The sequence below is a fragment of the Streptomyces sp. Ag109_G2-15 genome (assembly GCF_900215565.1).
Classification (GTDB): domain Bacteria; phylum Actinomycetota; class Actinomycetes; order Streptomycetales; family Streptomycetaceae; genus Streptomyces; species Streptomyces diastatochromogenes.
In genome coordinates this window covers 1148828-1163850 of the sequence record NZ_OCNI01000002.1, presented here as the reverse complement: position 1 = coordinate 1163850, position 15023 = coordinate 1148828, and the positions used below count along the sequence as shown (strand labels likewise).

General features: G+C 73.3%; 13 protein-coding genes. 4 read left to right on the top strand and 9 right to left on the bottom strand.

The window, feature by feature from the left end; genetic code table 11:
• Positions 1-62: 62 nt before the first annotated feature.
• From CRP49_RS41650 to CRP49_RS41635, 4 genes are all read right to left on the bottom strand, one after another.
• Positions 63-953, bottom strand: coding sequence for a polysaccharide deacetylase family protein (locus CRP49_RS41650; RefSeq protein ID WP_097258549.1), 891 nt, complete (start codon positions 951-953; stop codon positions 63-65).
• Between the two features lie 189 nt (positions 954-1142).
• Complete coding sequence (locus CRP49_RS41645; RefSeq protein ID WP_097258548.1) at positions 1143-2633, bottom strand: flotillin family protein; 1491 nt, start codon at positions 2631-2633, stop codon at positions 1143-1145.
• A 133-nt stretch (positions 2634-2766) separates the two neighbouring features.
• Complete coding sequence (locus tag CRP49_RS41640) at positions 2767-2985, bottom strand: hypothetical protein (protein ID WP_244202236.1); 219 nt, start codon at positions 2983-2985, stop codon at positions 2767-2769.
• Between the two features lie 26 nt (positions 2986-3011).
• Positions 3012-4433, bottom strand: coding sequence for an amidase (locus CRP49_RS41635; RefSeq protein WP_097258547.1), 1422 nt, complete (start codon positions 4431-4433; stop codon positions 3012-3014).
• A 200-nt stretch (positions 4434-4633) separates the two neighbouring features.
• Here CRP49_RS41635 and CRP49_RS41630 point away from each other — a divergent pair, with 200 nt between their 5' ends.
• Positions 4634-6022 (top strand): glycoside hydrolase family 43 protein, encoded by a 1389-nt coding sequence (locus CRP49_RS41630; RefSeq protein WP_097258546.1) that lies wholly within the window; start codon positions 4634-4636, stop codon positions 6020-6022.
• A 6-nt stretch (positions 6023-6028) separates the two neighbouring features.
• Here CRP49_RS41630 and CRP49_RS41625 read toward each other — a convergent pair whose 3' ends face one another.
• Entirely contained in the window at positions 6029-7204 is a 1176-nt protein-coding gene (locus tag CRP49_RS41625) for a helix-turn-helix domain-containing protein (protein ID WP_097258545.1), read from the bottom strand.
• A 633-nt stretch (positions 7205-7837) separates the two neighbouring features.
• On the opposite strand from CRP49_RS41625, the gene CRP49_RS41620 reads away from it, so the two are divergent.
• Both CRP49_RS41620 and CRP49_RS41615 read left to right on the top strand, forming a co-directional pair.
• Positions 7838-9910 carry a xanthine dehydrogenase family protein molybdopterin-binding subunit gene (locus tag CRP49_RS41620; RefSeq protein WP_097259311.1) on the top strand — a complete coding sequence of 691 codons (2073 nt, stop codon included), beginning with the start codon at positions 7838-7840 and terminating at the stop codon, positions 9908-9910.
• 26 nt (positions 9911-9936) lie between these two features.
• Complete coding sequence (locus CRP49_RS41615) at positions 9937-10395, top strand: (2Fe-2S)-binding protein (protein ID WP_097258544.1); 459 nt, start codon at positions 9937-9939, stop codon at positions 10393-10395.
• A gap of 20 nt (positions 10396-10415) precedes the next feature.
• Here the strand turns inward: CRP49_RS41615 and CRP49_RS41610 are convergent, their stop codons facing one another.
• A complete protein-coding gene (locus CRP49_RS41610; RefSeq protein ID WP_097258543.1) occupies positions 10416-11396 on the bottom strand; it encodes an alpha/beta hydrolase in 981 nt (326 codons plus the stop codon).
• 318 nt (positions 11397-11714) lie between these two features.
• Positions 11715-12272, bottom strand: a complete 558-nt coding sequence (locus tag CRP49_RS41605; protein ID WP_094222436.1) for an NAD(P)H-dependent oxidoreductase — start codon at positions 12270-12272, stop codon at positions 11715-11717.
• Positions 12273-12373: 101 nt separating this feature from the next.
• Here CRP49_RS41605 and CRP49_RS41600 point away from each other — a divergent pair, with 101 nt between their 5' ends.
• A complete protein-coding gene (locus CRP49_RS41600) occupies positions 12374-13054 on the top strand; it encodes a TetR/AcrR family transcriptional regulator (RefSeq protein WP_179852015.1) in 681 nt (226 codons plus the stop codon).
• Between the two features lie 7 nt (positions 13055-13061).
• On the opposite strand, the gene CRP49_RS41595 is transcribed toward CRP49_RS41600, so the two are convergent.
• Entirely contained in the window at positions 13062-14216 is a 1155-nt protein-coding gene (locus CRP49_RS41595) for an NAD(P)/FAD-dependent oxidoreductase (protein WP_097258541.1), read from the bottom strand.
• Positions 14217-14241: 25 nt separating this feature from the next.
• On the bottom strand, positions 14242-14904 hold the full coding sequence (locus tag CRP49_RS41590) for a TetR/AcrR family transcriptional regulator (protein WP_097258540.1): 663 nt from the start codon (positions 14902-14904) through the stop codon (positions 14242-14244).
• Positions 14905-15023 lie beyond the last annotated feature (119 nt).

The following is a 15023-nucleotide window of genomic DNA, read 5'->3' as shown; positions in this document are numbered from 1 at the left end:
TGAACTCCCTTTCGTCTGACGGTGTTTCACGGCAGAAGAATGCCATCAGGGGCACCGTGCCGTCAGTGCGGCGCGTCCGAGAGGTGGACGAAGTCATGGCCCGTCGCCAGGAGAGGGGGGACGGCCGCGGTGATGCCTCGGGCGGTGCCGCCCTCGGGGTGGTTCATGTGGCAGATGACGATCGAACCGGCGTGGGCCGAGGAGACGGTGGCGCGGACCTGTTCGGGAGTGAAGGTGGCACCGCCGTCGCCGTTCACGGAGAAGCTGACGAAGCGCTCCCCGAGGTCGCCGACGATTCGTGCCGCGACGTCGTCGCAGTACGCGGTGCCGGACCGGAAGAAGCGCGGTGGGGCGCCCAGCAGGTGGGTGAGCTTGGCGCGGTTCCCGGCGATCTCGTCGTACACCTCGCCGGCGCTCCGGGTGCCGGGGATGCCGTAGGCGGAGCGTCCGGTGACGGACAGCGGGCGGTGCCGGGTGCCGTGGTTGGCGATCTCGAACAGCGGCTCGGCGGCCAGCCGGCGGAAGACGGCCGGGTTGGCGTCGATCCAGCGGGAGTTGATGAAGAGGGTCGCCGGTATCTCCCGCCTGCGCAGGAAGTCGATCAGTGCCCGGTCGTAGCCGCTGCCGCCCGGGCCGCCGCAGGCGTCGAAGGTCAGCGCGATCGCGCGTCGCGTGGTCGGCAGCGTGTGCATCACTCCGGGCGCGTCGAACCCCCAGGTGTGCGGCACGGAGTGCCCGTAGCGGGCGACGATCTCGGCGCGGGTGACCGTGGGCGCGGTGGCGGGGGCCGTGGGCGAGGGGGCGACGGGGGCGGTCGCCGAGGGTGCCGGTGCCGCGGGCGTGGACGTGGGCGTCCCGGACGCGCTGATGTTCGTCGAGCTTCTCGGGCCCGCGCAGCCCGCGAGCACACCGCCCGCCAAGCCGGCCAGCACAGCCCGGCGACTGGCCGTCATACACGCCCCCACCTGCTCGAAGTTCCTGGTACGCGCCTGCCGCGGCCCGCCACGCACACCGTACGTGGTGGCCGTGCCGCGACCGGGAAGGGGGCGGTAAGGGTTCGGTTGGGGTTGTCCTAGGTCCCCCGGCTCCTCAGCGTGCCGGGGCCCTCGAAACCGAGGGCCCCGGCACGGACGGGTCGGTGCTCAGTCCTCGACCTGCTCCACCGGCACCCGCTGCGCGGGCGGGGTCGCCACCCCGTTGAGCGACGGTGAAGTGCCGTTCTGCACTTGCCCGTTCGGGTTCATCGAGGCAAGGAGCTGGCGGGCGAGGCCGAGACCGGTGCCGCCCATGGTGAGCGCCTTGGCGAACAACTCGGCCATGCCGTCGGCACCGTTGAGCAGCACCATGTTGTCCACGTTGCCGAAGGCGGACGCGCCGGCCTGGACGATCTCCGGCCAGTGCTCGGCGAGTTGCTGGGCGACGACCGCCTCCTGGTTCTCGGCGAGCGCGGCGGCCCGGGCCTTGATGGCCTCCGCCTCCGCGAGACCCTTGGCCCTGGTCGCCTCGGCCTCGGCCAGACCCTTGGCCTGCGCGGCCGCGGCCTCCGCCTCACCGGTGGCCCGGGTCGCCGCGGCCATGGCCGCACCCCGGCTCTTGGTGGCCTCCGCCTCGGCGCCCGCGGCCGTCTTGACCCGGGTCGCCTCGGCCGCGGCCGCCAGTTCCGTCTCCTTCGCCTTCGCCTGCGCCCCCGAGATCCGTGCGTCACGCTCGGCCTCGGCCAGCGTGCGCTTCTCGTAGGCCCGGGCGTCGGCCGGCTTGCGGACGTCCGCCTGGAGCTGCTGCTCCCGCCGGTGGGCCTCCAGCTCGGCGACCCGCGTCTCCTGGACCACGACCTCCTGCCGGGCGCCCGCGTCGGCGAGGGGACCGGCCTGGCGGGCGCGTGCCGCCGCCTTGTCCCGCTCGGCCTGGTAGCCGGCCTGCAGGATCTCGCTGTCCCGGGTGGCCTCCGCCATCCGGGCGAACGACTGCTGCTCGGCCTCGGTGGCGAGACGATTCGCCTCCGCCTGCGCGATGCGCGCGTCCCGCTGGACGGCGGCGGCGTGCGGCATGGCCAGGTTCTGGATGTACCCCGTCGGGTCCTCGATCTCGTGGATCTGCAGCGAGTCGACGATCAGGCCGAGCTTCTCCATCTCCGTACCGCAGGCCGCCCGGGTCTGCCCGGTCAGCTTCTCCCGGTCGCGGATCATGTCCTCGACCGTCAACCCGCCCACGATGGACCGCAGATGACCGGCGAAGACGTTGTGCACCCGCTCCGACATCATCCGCTGCTGGTCCAGGAAGCGGCGGGCCGCGTTGGCGATCGACACGAAGTCGTCGCCCACCTTGAAGATGACCACGCCGCGCACCTTCAGCGGAATGCCCTGGTGCGTCACGCAGTCCACCTGCAGCTCGGTCTCGTTCAGGTCCAGGGAGAGCTTGCGCACCGCCTGCACCCCGGGCAGCACCAGCGTGCCGCGCCCGGTGACGATGCGGAAGCCCATGCCCTCCTCCAGGCCCTCGGTGCGGTGATTGGAACCGGAGATGATGAGCGCCTCGTTCGGCTCGGCGACCCGCCACATCATCTTGAACAGACCGATCAGAACGAGGACGGCAACGACGACCGCCCCCGCAACGACGCCGACAACCATCGGCATTCGCCCCCTTTGCATGGTGCCCTTTCGGCACCGAACGAAGGGAGTGTGCGCCTGCGGGGACACGCCGAGAAGACGCTGGCGAATCCTTGTTGCAATCTTGACGCACACGCCCCTCACCTGGGGCGGAGCCCGCTCAACTGTCGTACGCGGCGGTGACGTAGACCGTCCTCGGCGGCAGGTACTCCACCACCATCACCACCGTGCCGCGCTCGATCCGGCCCGTGCTGTCGGCGGCGTAGGCGAGGAAGTGCTCCGCGCCGCCGCGCACCCGGACGATCACCTCGCCGACCAGCCCCGGCCCGATCGTCCCCGTCACCCGTCCCATGAGCCCGACCATCGACGCATCTTCCATGGTCACAGGGTACGGGCGGAGGGCGTTCATGCCGCCGTGCCGTCCGCGTCCGCCTGCTGCGGCGGCCACCGCTCGTGCCAGCGCAACTCCGCCTCCAGCTGGGCGGCCAGAGAGACCAGCAGGAGTTCGCTGTTGGCCGGGCCGAGCAGTTGGGCGCCCACCGGCAGGGCACCGACGAACCCGGCGGGCACGTTCACGCCGGGCCAGCCGAGGACGTTCCAGGGCCAGGCATAGGGGCAGGCCGAGATCATCGCGCGGTCCGTGGCGAGCCCGCCGAGCCGGTACAGGGCGCCGATCGCGGGCGGGGGAGCGGCCGTCGTCGGGGCGAGGAGCACGTCGTACGACCCGAAGAACGCGCCGATCCGCCGGTGCAGGACCGCCTCGGCGCGCCGGGCCGCCCGCAGCGGGGCCCCGCCGAGCAGCCGGCCGAGCCGGGCCGCGTCCCGGGTGCGCGGGTCGAGCAGGGCGGGGTCGGGGGTCTCGCGGACATGGTCGGCGATGCCGGCGGTGGCGCGCGGCACGAAGGTCAGCCCGATCTGGCCGTAGGGCGGGTCGGCCTCCTCGACGGTGTGCCCCAACACGGCGAGTTTCTCGGCGAGTTCGAGGATCCGGGAGCGTACCTCCGGGCGCAGCCGTGCGGGTACCGCCGTGAACGGCGGCTTCAGGGACAGGGCGATGCGCAGCCGGCCGGGGTCGCGGCCGACGGCGTCCGACACCGTGAGCGCCGGCGGCCGGTGCGGGTCCCGGTCGTGGTTGCCGCTCGCCGCGTCCAGCAGCAGGGCCGCGTCGGCGACCGTACGGGCCAGCGTGCCGTTGACGGTGATGCCGTGGAAGGCCTCGCCCCGCGGCCAGGTCGAGATGCGCCCGCGCTGCGGCTTGATGCCGATCAGATGGGTCCAGGAGGCCGGGATCCGCACCGAACCGGCGCCGTCCGAGCCGAGCGCGGCCGGGACCAGGCCGGCGGCGACCGCGGCCGCCGAACCGCCGGAGGAGCCGCCGGGGGTGTGGCCGGTGTGCCACGGGTTGCGGGTCTCCCCGAACGCCGGGCCCTCCGTGAACGGCCACTGCCCCAGCTCGCAGGTGTTCGTCTTGCCGACGATCACCGCCCCGGCCGCCCGCAGCCGTCGTACCGCCTCCCCGTCCGCCGCGACCGGCGGAAAGTCGCCGGGGCAGCCGAACGCGGTCGGCTCGCCCGCGACATCCATGTCGTCCTTCACCGCGACCGGCACCCCGAGCAGCGGGCGCCGCGCTCCGGCGGCCAACTCCCGGTCGGCGGCGTCCGCTTCGGCGAGCGCGGGCTCGGTGCGTACGATCCGGAAGGCGTTCAGGGTCGGCTGGGTGGCCTCGATCCGGGCCAGGGCCCGCTCCACCAACGCGCGGGAGGTCACCTCCCCGTCGGCGAGCGCGCGGGCGGACTCCGCAAGGCCTGCGGCACGGTCGGGCGTCATTGCGGGAGCACCTCCGGGAGCCTCCTGACACGGTGTCTACCGAACGGTAACCACAGAGCGGCCGGTGCCGTACAGGTTTCGCACAGGTGACATCGAGTCGAGTTCAAAGCATTGACGTGAACCTGTCTGCACCTTAGTTTCTGGGCGATTTATCGAACCGCGTTCGAAATGCCGTACGCGTCAGTTCAGGAGAGCCGCACGTGACCACACCTCCCCCCGCTCCGTCCCGCCGCACCCTGCTGCGGGCTCTGGCCGTCCTGCCCGCCGCCGCGGTCCTCCTGGGCGAGACACCCGGCCTGCTCGGCACGGCACTGGCCGCCGCGCCCGCCGCCGGGTCCGCCTCCCGCTACACCATCGTCCCGTTCCTGAACAGCAACGACGGCACGGTCAACGTCTACCAGTCCGACGATGCCACTGACTTCCGCCTGCTGCAGACCTCCGCCTACACCCCGCCCGCGAACCGCATCCGGGACGCCAGCGTCTTCAAGCACACGGACGGCTACTACTACCTGACCTACACCACCCACACCTGGCAGGACGTCAGCACCACCATCGGCTTCGCCCGCAGCGCCGACCGGCTCAACTGGACGTTCCTGTACGACTACGCGGTCCCGATCACGAACCTGTCCCGGGCCTGGGCGCCCGAATGGTTCGTGGACGCCGACGGCAGCGTGAACGTCGTCGTGTCCTGCTCCACCACCGACAACGAGTGGATCTTCACCCCGTACCTGCTGACGGCCACCAACTCGGCCCTCACCTCATGGAGTTCACCGATCGCCCTGTCCGGCATCGGCGCGAACCACATCGACACCTTCATCGTCCGCATCGGCTCGACCTACCACGCCTTCACCAAGAACGAGACGGCCAAGTACATCGAGTACGGCACGGCGTCGAGCCTCACCGGCCCCTACACGATCACCAGGACCGGCGACTGGGCGGGCTGGGGCAGCTACCGCGAGGGCCCGGCGCTGGTGCAGCTGGACAACGGCGGCTGGCGGATCTTCTTCGACGGCTACGGCGACGGCAGTTACTACTACTCCGACAGCTACGACACCTTCGCCACCTGGACCACCCCGGCCAAGCTGCCCGGCATCTCCGGCACGGCCCGCCACTTCACGGTCGTCAAGGAAACGGTGTCCGGCGGCCCGGGCCTCACCAGGAACGCCACCCGCTCCTTCCAGTCCGCCAACTACACCACCCGGTACTGGGAGGAGCAGTCCGCCCTGCTCAACCTGCCCGTGGTGACCGCGTCCAGCGCCACCGCCGACAAGCAGGCCGCCACGTTCACCGTGGTCGCGGGGCTGGCGGACGCGGGCGGCTACTCCTTCCGCGACGCGTCCGGCAACTATCTGCGGCACTGGGACTTCCGGGGCCGCTTCGACGCCAACGACGGCACGACGACGTTCGCCAAGGACGCCACCTTCATCGCCCGCACCGGCACGGCGAGCGGTTCGGTGCGCTTCGAGTCGTACAACTACCCCGGCCGCTATCTGCGCCACTACAACTACCAGCTCCGCGTGGACCTTCCCGACGGAACCGACCTGTTCCGGCAGGACAGCTCCTTCGTGCCGGTGACGGCCTGGGCCTAGCACTCGTCAGTGCCCTCGGGTCAAATGTCTGAGCATCAGGGCGAGTTGGAGCCGGAAGCGGCCCTGCGGGGTGCGCACCGGCCAGCCCAGCAGGTGCTCGGCGTGGGCGAGGCGGTCCTGGAGGGTGGAGTGGTGCACGCCGGCTTCGGCGGCGGCCGCCCGCAGGCTGGCCGTGGCGGCGACCGCGTGCAGCGTCCGCAGCATCCAGGGCGCGTCCGCCGCCGCCGTCTCCACGGCCCGGACGTCCGGGTGCGGCTCCGCGCCCGGTACGACGAGTTCGGCGAGCAGCGCGATCCCGCCCAACTCGTCGGCCCGTACGACCCGTTGTCCCGGATCCAGGTCGTCGCCCTCGGCGGTGAACCGCAGCGCCAGCCGGGCGGCGGCCCAGGACCGGGGGAGGTCCAGGACCGGGACGGCGGGGCCGATGCCGAGGCGCTCGGAGCGGAGCGTGACTGGACCGGGTCCGCCGTCCCTGCGGGGGCCGGGGTAGGCGTGACTGCTTCCGGGTCCGGGGTTGCCGCCGCCGTCCAGGCGCGCGGAGCCCCCCGGACCCGTTCCGGGCCTCCCGCGCGGCGCCGTGCTTCCGCCGTGAGAGGGCCGGCCGTCCCCTGACCCGGTGAGGTCCGCCGCCCCGTCGGCCGCGACGATCCGGGGCGGCCCCTCGGCCGGAGCGACGGCGCGTACCCGCAGCTCCGGGTCCAGGCCCAGTCGGCGGGCCGCGTGCAGCCGGGCCTGCTCGGGTGCCGTGGGGTCGAGGAGCGTCTCCACCAGGGCCGGGTCGTCGGCCGGTGCGGCCGGGGCGCGGCCCCGGGTGCGGTCGAGGACGGCCCGTACGGCTCCGGCGGCCCGCTCCAGGATCACCGCGTCCACCACGCTCGGCCCGGCCTCCGCCCGCTCCAGCCACAGCGCAGGGGGCCCGCCCGGCACCAGGGGCGCGGACGGCCAGTCGGCGTCGGCTTCCGTCTCCGGGTCGCGGCGCCGCCCGTCCGGCTCCACCCGCAGCACCACCCGCCGCTCCGCGTCGGCGAGCCGCGCGGGACACCCTGCCAGCACGGCGGCACCGCGCACCAACGCCTCCAGACCGGCCCGGGACTCGGCCAGCCGGTCGAAGTAGGCGATGACCTGCACTGCGGCCCCGGCATCCGGATCCAACGCGGCCAGCCGCCCGGCCAGCTCTTTCATGGGGCCATCATGGGTCACCGGCGCCGGCGGCGAGGAGACGCGGGACACATTCGGCGTAGAGCGGTGCCGGGGCGCGTCTGTCCTGCCCGTGGGGGGCTGAACTTGGGGCGCGCTGCTGTGGGTGCCTGGGCCTGCCGGTGGTAGTGGGCGATGGCCCGCCGTGTGGCCCCGGTTTCGGTGGCCGGGAGGCGCGGCGCGCGCGTGCGGCGGGGAACCGTTCGGGGCCGTGCCCGTTCTGCCTCTGGGTGGGCTGGTCCTGGGGCGCGTGCGGCCAGTTGGTCGAACTGGGCGATGACCCGCACTGCGGGCCCGGCATCGGTGGCCGGAGGGGCGGCGGAACTGGTCGGGCCGTGTCCGTCCCGCCTCAGGGGCGCGTTGCCCTGGGCGCCCCGGCCTGCCGGTCGGAGTGGGCGATGACCTGTACCGCGGGCCCGGTATCGATGGCTGGGAGGCGCGGGACGCGTTCCGTAGGGAACCGGCGTACGGCCCCGTCCCTCCTACCTGGCGAGTGACCCGTACCGGGACACGTGCCGCCCCGCGTGCCGTGACCTGCCCGCCCCACGCGCCGACAGGAGCCCTCGTTTGGACCGCACCGAGCCCCTGCCCTCCGCGGGCCCGTCCCGCCGTAGATTCATGGTGTACACGGTGGCCGCGGCCACCCTGACGGTCGCCGCCCCGCTCGCCTGCACCCCCTCGCGCGCGGAAGGCGCCGAGCCCGCCCGCGCGGACTCCGACGTCCTGGTGACCGGCACCGACGAGGAGATGCTGGTCCTGGAGGTCACGGAGGCCAACCACGTCGTCGTACGGCTGCCCCGGGCCGAGGTGGGCCAGGGCATCACCACCGCGGTCGCCATGATGATCGCCGAGGAGTTGGACGCCCGCCTCACCGACGTGCGCATCCCGCTCGCCGACGCCCGCACCAAGGGCAACCAGTACACCGGCGGCTCCAGTTCGGTGAGTTCGCTGTACGGCCCGGCCCGGCAGCTCGCCGCCACCGCCCGGGCCAAGCTGGTGACCGCCGCCGCCCGCCGCTGGCACCTGCCCGCCCGGACCCTGCGCACCCGCGACACCATGGTCGTGGCACCGGACGGGCGCACGGCCACCTTCGGCTCGCTGACCGCGAGCGCGGCCCGTATCCACCGGCCCGCTGTCCCGAGCAAGCCCAAGCCCGCGTCCCGGCACCGGGTGATCGGCCGGCCGACGACCAGGATCGACGCACGGGACATCGTCACCGGCCGGGCGAAGTACGCCGGGGACGTGGCGGTGCCCGGGGCGAAGCCCACGGTGGTGGCCCGGCCGCCGACGATCCGGGGCAAGCTCGTCTCGGTCGACGACCGGGCCGCCCGCGCCCTGCCGGGCGTCCACGCGGTCGTGCGGCTGCCCGGCGGGGTCGCCGTCGTCGCGGACACCTTCCACCACGCCTTCCGAGCCCGGGACGCCCTTCGCCTCACCTGGGCGCCCGGCCCGCTCGCCCGTCTCTCGGACGCGCAGATACGCGCGCGGCTGAAGGCCGCCGTCCCCCGGCTCGGCACCCCGCCGCACGGATCGACCCCGGTGGAGGCCGAGTTCGCGTTCGCCTTCGTCGGCCACGCCCCGATGGAGGTGCTCACGGCGGTCGCGGACGTCCGCGCCGACCGTGCGGAGCTGTGGTTCTCCTCCCAGACCCCGATGGACGCGCGGGACGCCATCGCCCAGGCGGTCGGCCTGCGCCCGTCGAAGGTCAAGGTCCATGTGGTGCGCGCCGGCGGCTCGTTCGGCCGCCGGCTGAACTACGACGCGGCGATCGAGGCGGCGCTGGTCTCCAAGGCGGCCCGGCGCCCGGTGAAGCTGATGTGGAGCCGCGGCGACGACATCCGGCACGGCCGGATGCGCCCCGCGAGCCACCACCGGATCCGGGCCAGTGTGGCCGGGGGCCGGGTGGTGGCCTTCGAGCAGGTGATGGCCTCGGTGTCGGAGTCGTACGACGACGCCGGCCTGTCCGCGCAGGGCGGTGTGCGGGCCGCGTCCGGCCCCCTGCCCAGCCAGACGGGGCTGTACAACTTCGGCCGGGTGTCCGGCGATTCGGGTGGCATCGAACTGGCCGTGCCGCTCGGCGCCTGGCGGTCGGTGGACTCCGGGACCGTGCGGACCGCCGAGGAGATCGTCGTGGACGAGATCGCCCGCAAGCTCGGTGAGGACCCGGTGGCCTTCCGCCGGACCACCCTGCGCGGCAAGGCCGTCAGGGCCGTCCTCGACAAGGCGGCGGCCGCCGGCCACTGGGGCCGCCCCATGCCCGACGGATGCGCCCAGGGCATCGCCGTGCACGAGGAGTACGGCTCCCGCGTGGCCTGCCTCGCCGAGATCGACGCGAGCGACCCGAAGAACCCCCGGGTGACCAAGGTGGTGATGGCGGCCGACGTGGGCACCGCGGTCAACCCCCGTGGCCTGGAGGCCCAGTTGATGGGCGCCACGACCGACGGCATCTCCGTGATCCTGCAGGCGGGCCTGCACATCGACCGGGGCGCCGTCCGCGAGAGCAGCTTCGCCGACTTCCGCTACGCCCGCCAGCGCCACGCCCCGCTCGTCTTCGAGGCCCACATCCTGCCCTCGACCGGGGAACCGGGCGGCGCGGGCGAACTCGGCGTCCCCGCGGCATCCGGGGCGGTCGCCAACGCCTACGCCCGGGCGACCGGCACCGCTCCGCGCAGCTTCCCGCTCACCTTCTGACCGCCGACTCACCTTCCGAGGCACCCATGCGTTCCTACTCCTTCACCCTCAACGGCAGACAGGTGACCGTGCAGGCCCCCGCCGACATGCCCCTCCTGTGGGTCCTGCGCGACCTCCTCGGGGTCACCGGCCCCAAGTACGGCTGCGGGGTGGGCGTCTGCCGCGCCTGCACCAGCCACCTCGACGGCGCCGAGATCCAGCCCTGTGTGGTCCCGGTCGCCGACTGTGCGAACCGCACGGTCACCACCATCGAGGGCCTGGCCGACGGCGACACCCTGCACCCGGTCCAACAGGCCTGGCTGGACTGCGACGTGGCCCAGTGCGGCTTCTGCCAGCCGGGCCAGATCATGGCCGCCACAGCCCTGCTGAAGCGCACCTCCCACCCCACGGACGCCGACATCGACGCCATCGAGAACATCTGCCGCTGCGGCACGTACGCCCGCATCCGGGAGGCGATCAAGAAGGCTGCGGAGAGCGGTGATTGACCCTTAGCGGTGATTGACTCTCATATGGCCAACAGTCGCCGCAGCCAGTCCAGTTGGGCCGCCCGGGCCGCCTGGGACAGGCCCGTCTGGGGAGCGAAGCCGTCGAAGCCGTGGAAGCCGCCCGGCCAGACGTGGAGTTCGGCCGTGCCGCCCGACCGCCAGATGCGGGAGGCGTAGTCGACGACCTCGTCCCGGAAGGTCTCCGCGGAGCCGACGTCGAGGAAGGCCGGGGGCAGCCCGGACAGGTCGGTCGCGCGGGCGGGGGCGGCGTAGGGGGAGACGTCGGGGCCGCCCCGGCGCTCGCCCAGCAGTGCCGTCCAGCCGGTCTCGTTGGCGGTGCGGTCCCATATGCCGATGCCCGCCATCTGGTGGCTGGAGACGGTGTCGTTGCGGTCGTCGAGCATCGGGCACATCAGGAGCTGGCCGATGACCGGCGGGCCCTGGCGGTCGCGCAGCAGGAGGGCGAGCGCGGCGGTCAGGCCGCCGCCGGCGCTCGCGCCCGCGATGACGATCCGGTCCGGGTCACCGCCGATCTCCTTGGCGTGCGCGGCCGTCCACAGCAGGCCGGCGTACACGTCTTCGATCGGCGCCGGGTACGGGTGTTCCGGCGCGAGGCGGTACTCGACCGACACGACGACCGCGCCCAGCTCGCGCGCCCAGGCCAGCGGGGCGTCCACGCCGGCCCGGTTGTCGCCGAGCACCATGCCGCCGCCGTGCACGTGGTAGATCACCGGCAGCGGGACGGTGGGGTCGGCGGCGGTCGGGCGGCAGAGGAGCAGGGAGATCTCCGGGGCTCCCTCCGGGCCGGGCACCGCACGGTCCTCGGCCGCGAACGCGCCGCCCATCGTCAGGTCGAGCTGTGCGAGCAGCTCGATGCCCGCGCCCTTCCGGACGGCGGGGATCTCCTCCAGGGCGAACCCGGGCGAGATCTGGTCCTTGATCAGCTCCAGCGCGGCGGCGAGCTCCGGGTCGAACGGGGGCGGGGGCGGGACCTCGGGCATGGCTTCTCCTCACCTGACTCAAGCGGCTCGGACCACCCGTCGCACGACCCGTGCGACCGGCGGTGGCCCCTACGGCCATGATCCGCGTACCCCGAGGAGCCCGGAGGCCGACGGATGGCGGAACCTGTCCGCCGGACGGCGGGTGCCGGGAGCAGCCGCAGCGCGCTGTCAGCCCTCCGATGGACCCGCTTGGCTCCGCACACTTCCGGCATCGCATGTGCAGGCGCACAGCGACTCACCTCGTCCTGCGCGTGTACGGACGGTGGCACGCGAAAGGGGGCCGGAGCGGCCTCCGACCCCTCGCTGGTGCCTACCGACTCAGGCAGCCACGCCCACGTTGCCGTGCAGACGGGCGACGACCTCGGTCAGCTGAGCGGCGACTTCGGCGTCGTCGACCGGGTGGGTCTCGGCGAAGCGGGTCACGGAGCCCGGGATGGACAGCTTGATGTCCTCGATCACCTTGCCACCGGCGATGCCCACGGCCTTGCGGGCCTCGTCCTGCGCCCACACGCCGCCGTACTGGCCGAAGGCGGTGCCGACCACGGCGACGGGCTTGCCGCCGAAGGCGCCGGCGCCGTAGGGGCGGGACAGCCAGTCGATGGCGTTCTTCAGGACGGCCGGGATGGTGCCGTTGTACTCGGGGGAGAAGAGCAGGAAGGCGTCGGCGCTCTGGGCGGCCTCACGCAGCTTGGCGGCGGCGGCCGGGACGCTGCCCTCGACGTCGATGTCCTCGTTGTAGAAGGGGATCTCGGCCAGGCCCTCGAAGAGGTCGACTTCGGCGCCCTCGGGGGCGAGCTTGACGGCCGCCTCGGCGAGCTGGCGGTTGTGCGAACCGGCGCGAAGGCTGCCGACGAGCGCGAGGATACGAACAGACATGGCGGTACTCCAAGGGGCTGAAACATCGCTGTTACGATCCGGACCGGGGTCCGCTTAAGTTTGTATCAGGCTAACCGGACCGCGGTCCAGTTTCATTCCCGATGCTTTACGCTGTCGTCATGTCCAGCGCCCTGCCGCCCTTCCCGAAGCCTCAGGAGCCCCTCGAACCCCCTCGGTTGCTGGAGGTCGAGTCGGCCCCGGACGAGCCCTGCCTGCGCGCCGACGCGGCTCGCAACCGGGCCCGGCTGTTGGAGGCCGCCGCCCGGCTGATCGCGGAGCACGGAGTGGCCGGAGTGACGATGGAGGCGGTGGCCGCCGCGGCCCAGGTGGGCAAGGGCACGGTCTTCCGCCGCTTCGGCGACCGCAACGGGCTGCTGACGGCACTGCTCGACCACTCGGCGCGGCAGCTGCAGGCCGACTTCCTCGGCGGACCGCCGCCGCTGGGTCCCGGGGCGCCGCCCCTGGAGCGGCTGCGGGCCTTCGGCGTGGCCGTGCTCTACCGATCGGCCGAGCAGCTGGACCTGCAGCTGGCCGCCCAGCCGGAGCCGGCCCGCCGGTTCTCCCACCCCTCGGTCCAGGCCCTGCGCACGCACGTCGCGATGCTGCTGCGGCAGATCGTGCCCACCGCCGACTGCGAACTCCTCTCCCAGACGCTGATGGCCTCGCTCGACCCGGCGCTGATCCACCATCTGACCCGGCAGTGCGGGATGCCCATGCAACGGCTGGAGTCCGGCTGGCACGACCTCGTGGCACGGGTGACGGGCACGGAGTGGTCCGGCTGAGCCCTGTTCAGCCGTGGTCGGCGGTGAACATGTCGACCAGCCCCTGCGGTGCGTCGGCGCGGAACAGCATCGCGGCGCTCTGCGCGGAGTCCGCCGCCGAGAACTCGCCGCGCGGGAACATCGTCTCCTCGTAGGCGGCCAGCGCGGCCTCGGTGTCCCCGGGGTGCGCGGCGAGCGCGAGGCCCAGTTCGGCGCCGTCGAGCAGCGCGAGGTTGGCGCCCTCGCCCGCGAACGGCGACATCAGGTGCGCGGCGTCGCCGAGCAGGGTGACGCCGGGGACCCGGTCCCAGCGGTGGCCGACCGGCAGGGCGTGGATCCGCCGCGGCACCAGGGCGTCGTCCGCGTCCGTGACCAGCGCCTTCAGGCTCTCGTCCCAGCCGTCGAACTCCTTGAGCACGGCCGCCTTGGCCGCCTCGGTGTCGGTGAAGTCGATGCCGTCCAGCCAGTCCTCCGGCGCCTCGACGGCGGCGTAGACGTGCAGGCTGCCGTCGGGCTCGCGGTGGGCGAGGAAGCCCCGGCCGGCGCCGAGCGCGAACAGCATTCCGCCGCCGACCACCCGGGCGCTCTCGGGGTGGCGCACATCGGCCGCCGGCAGGTCCGCCTCGACGAACGACACCCCGGTGTAGGCGGGCCGGGCGGGGGACAGCAGGGGGCGGATGCGGGACCAGGCGCCGTCCGCGCCGACCAGCAGGTCCGTGGTGAAGGCACTGCCGTCGGCGAGCGCGACCTCGTGCCGGCCGGCGCCGAGCGGGCGCGCGCCGGTCACCTTCACGCCCCAGCGGACGGTGCCGTCCGGCAGGGAGTCCAGCAGCAGGTCGCGCAGGTCGCCGCGGTCGATCTCGGGGCGCCCGCCGGTGCCGTCGTCCGGCAGCTCCAGGCGGACCGTCCCGCGCTGGTCGAGGACCCGCGTGGCCTGACCGCCGGCGTGGACGCGGGCCAGGAACGCGTCGTACAGCCGGGCCGCGCGCAGCGCCACCTGGCCGGAGTCGTCGTGGATGTCGAGCATGCCGCCCTGCGTCCGCACGGCCGGCGAGGCGTCCAGCTCGAACACGGCCGCCTCGATGCCGTGCACGTGCAGCACCCGGGCGAGCGCGAGCCCGCCGAGTCCGGCGCCGACTATGGCGATGGGGTGGTGGGGGAGGGCGGGGGCAGGGGTGGTCATGGTGGCCTCCTGGGAGGTGAGGGGGTCAGTCGGGTACGGCGGTGCGCTCGATGCCGTTGATCAGTGCCTGGAAGGCCCAGGACAGCCGGGCCTCGGGGGCACCGGACAGCAGGGCGTCGCCGGTCGAGGCGATGTGCGGGTGGGTGTCCTCGGACGCCCCGCGCAGGGTGCTCTCCAGCGCCTGCCAGTCACCCGGGGACTCCTCCCCGGCGTGCTCGGCGGCGGTCGCGGTGGCGTGCTGCAGCAGCAGGTCGACGCCCCAGGCCGCCCGCTCGCGCGGCACCCCGCCCTCGTCGAGCAGGGCGAGCAGCGTTTCGATCAGGTTCAGGTAGTGCGGGCCGCTCGGCCGGGCGGTCAGCGCCGAGCGGGCGAGGCTCGGATGCTCCAGCAGCATCCGCGTGCAGTCGGTGAGCACGCGCTCCAGCCGATCGCGCCAGCTGCCCTCGACCGGAGCGGGCCCCACCGTGCCGAGCAGTTCGTCCAGGACGGCCGCGTGCAGCTCGTCGGTGTTGCGGACGTAGACGTACAGCGAGGCCGGACCCGTGTCGAGTTCCTGTGCCAGCCGCCGCATGGTCACCTTCCGCAGCCCTTCGGCGCGCAGGATCGCCACCGCGGCGGCGACGATGCCCTCCCGGGTGAGAGCGGGCTTGGCGGGACGTTCGCGACGGGAGCGGGGGGAAGCTGTCATGTGTCCACGGTAACGAACATGTTCGTTACGAGCAAGTTCGGAACGAACGTGTTCGTAGATTTATGGACCACGGACCGCTTAATTAGTTCAGCGATGAACCACCTTCCCCCGCTCGCCCC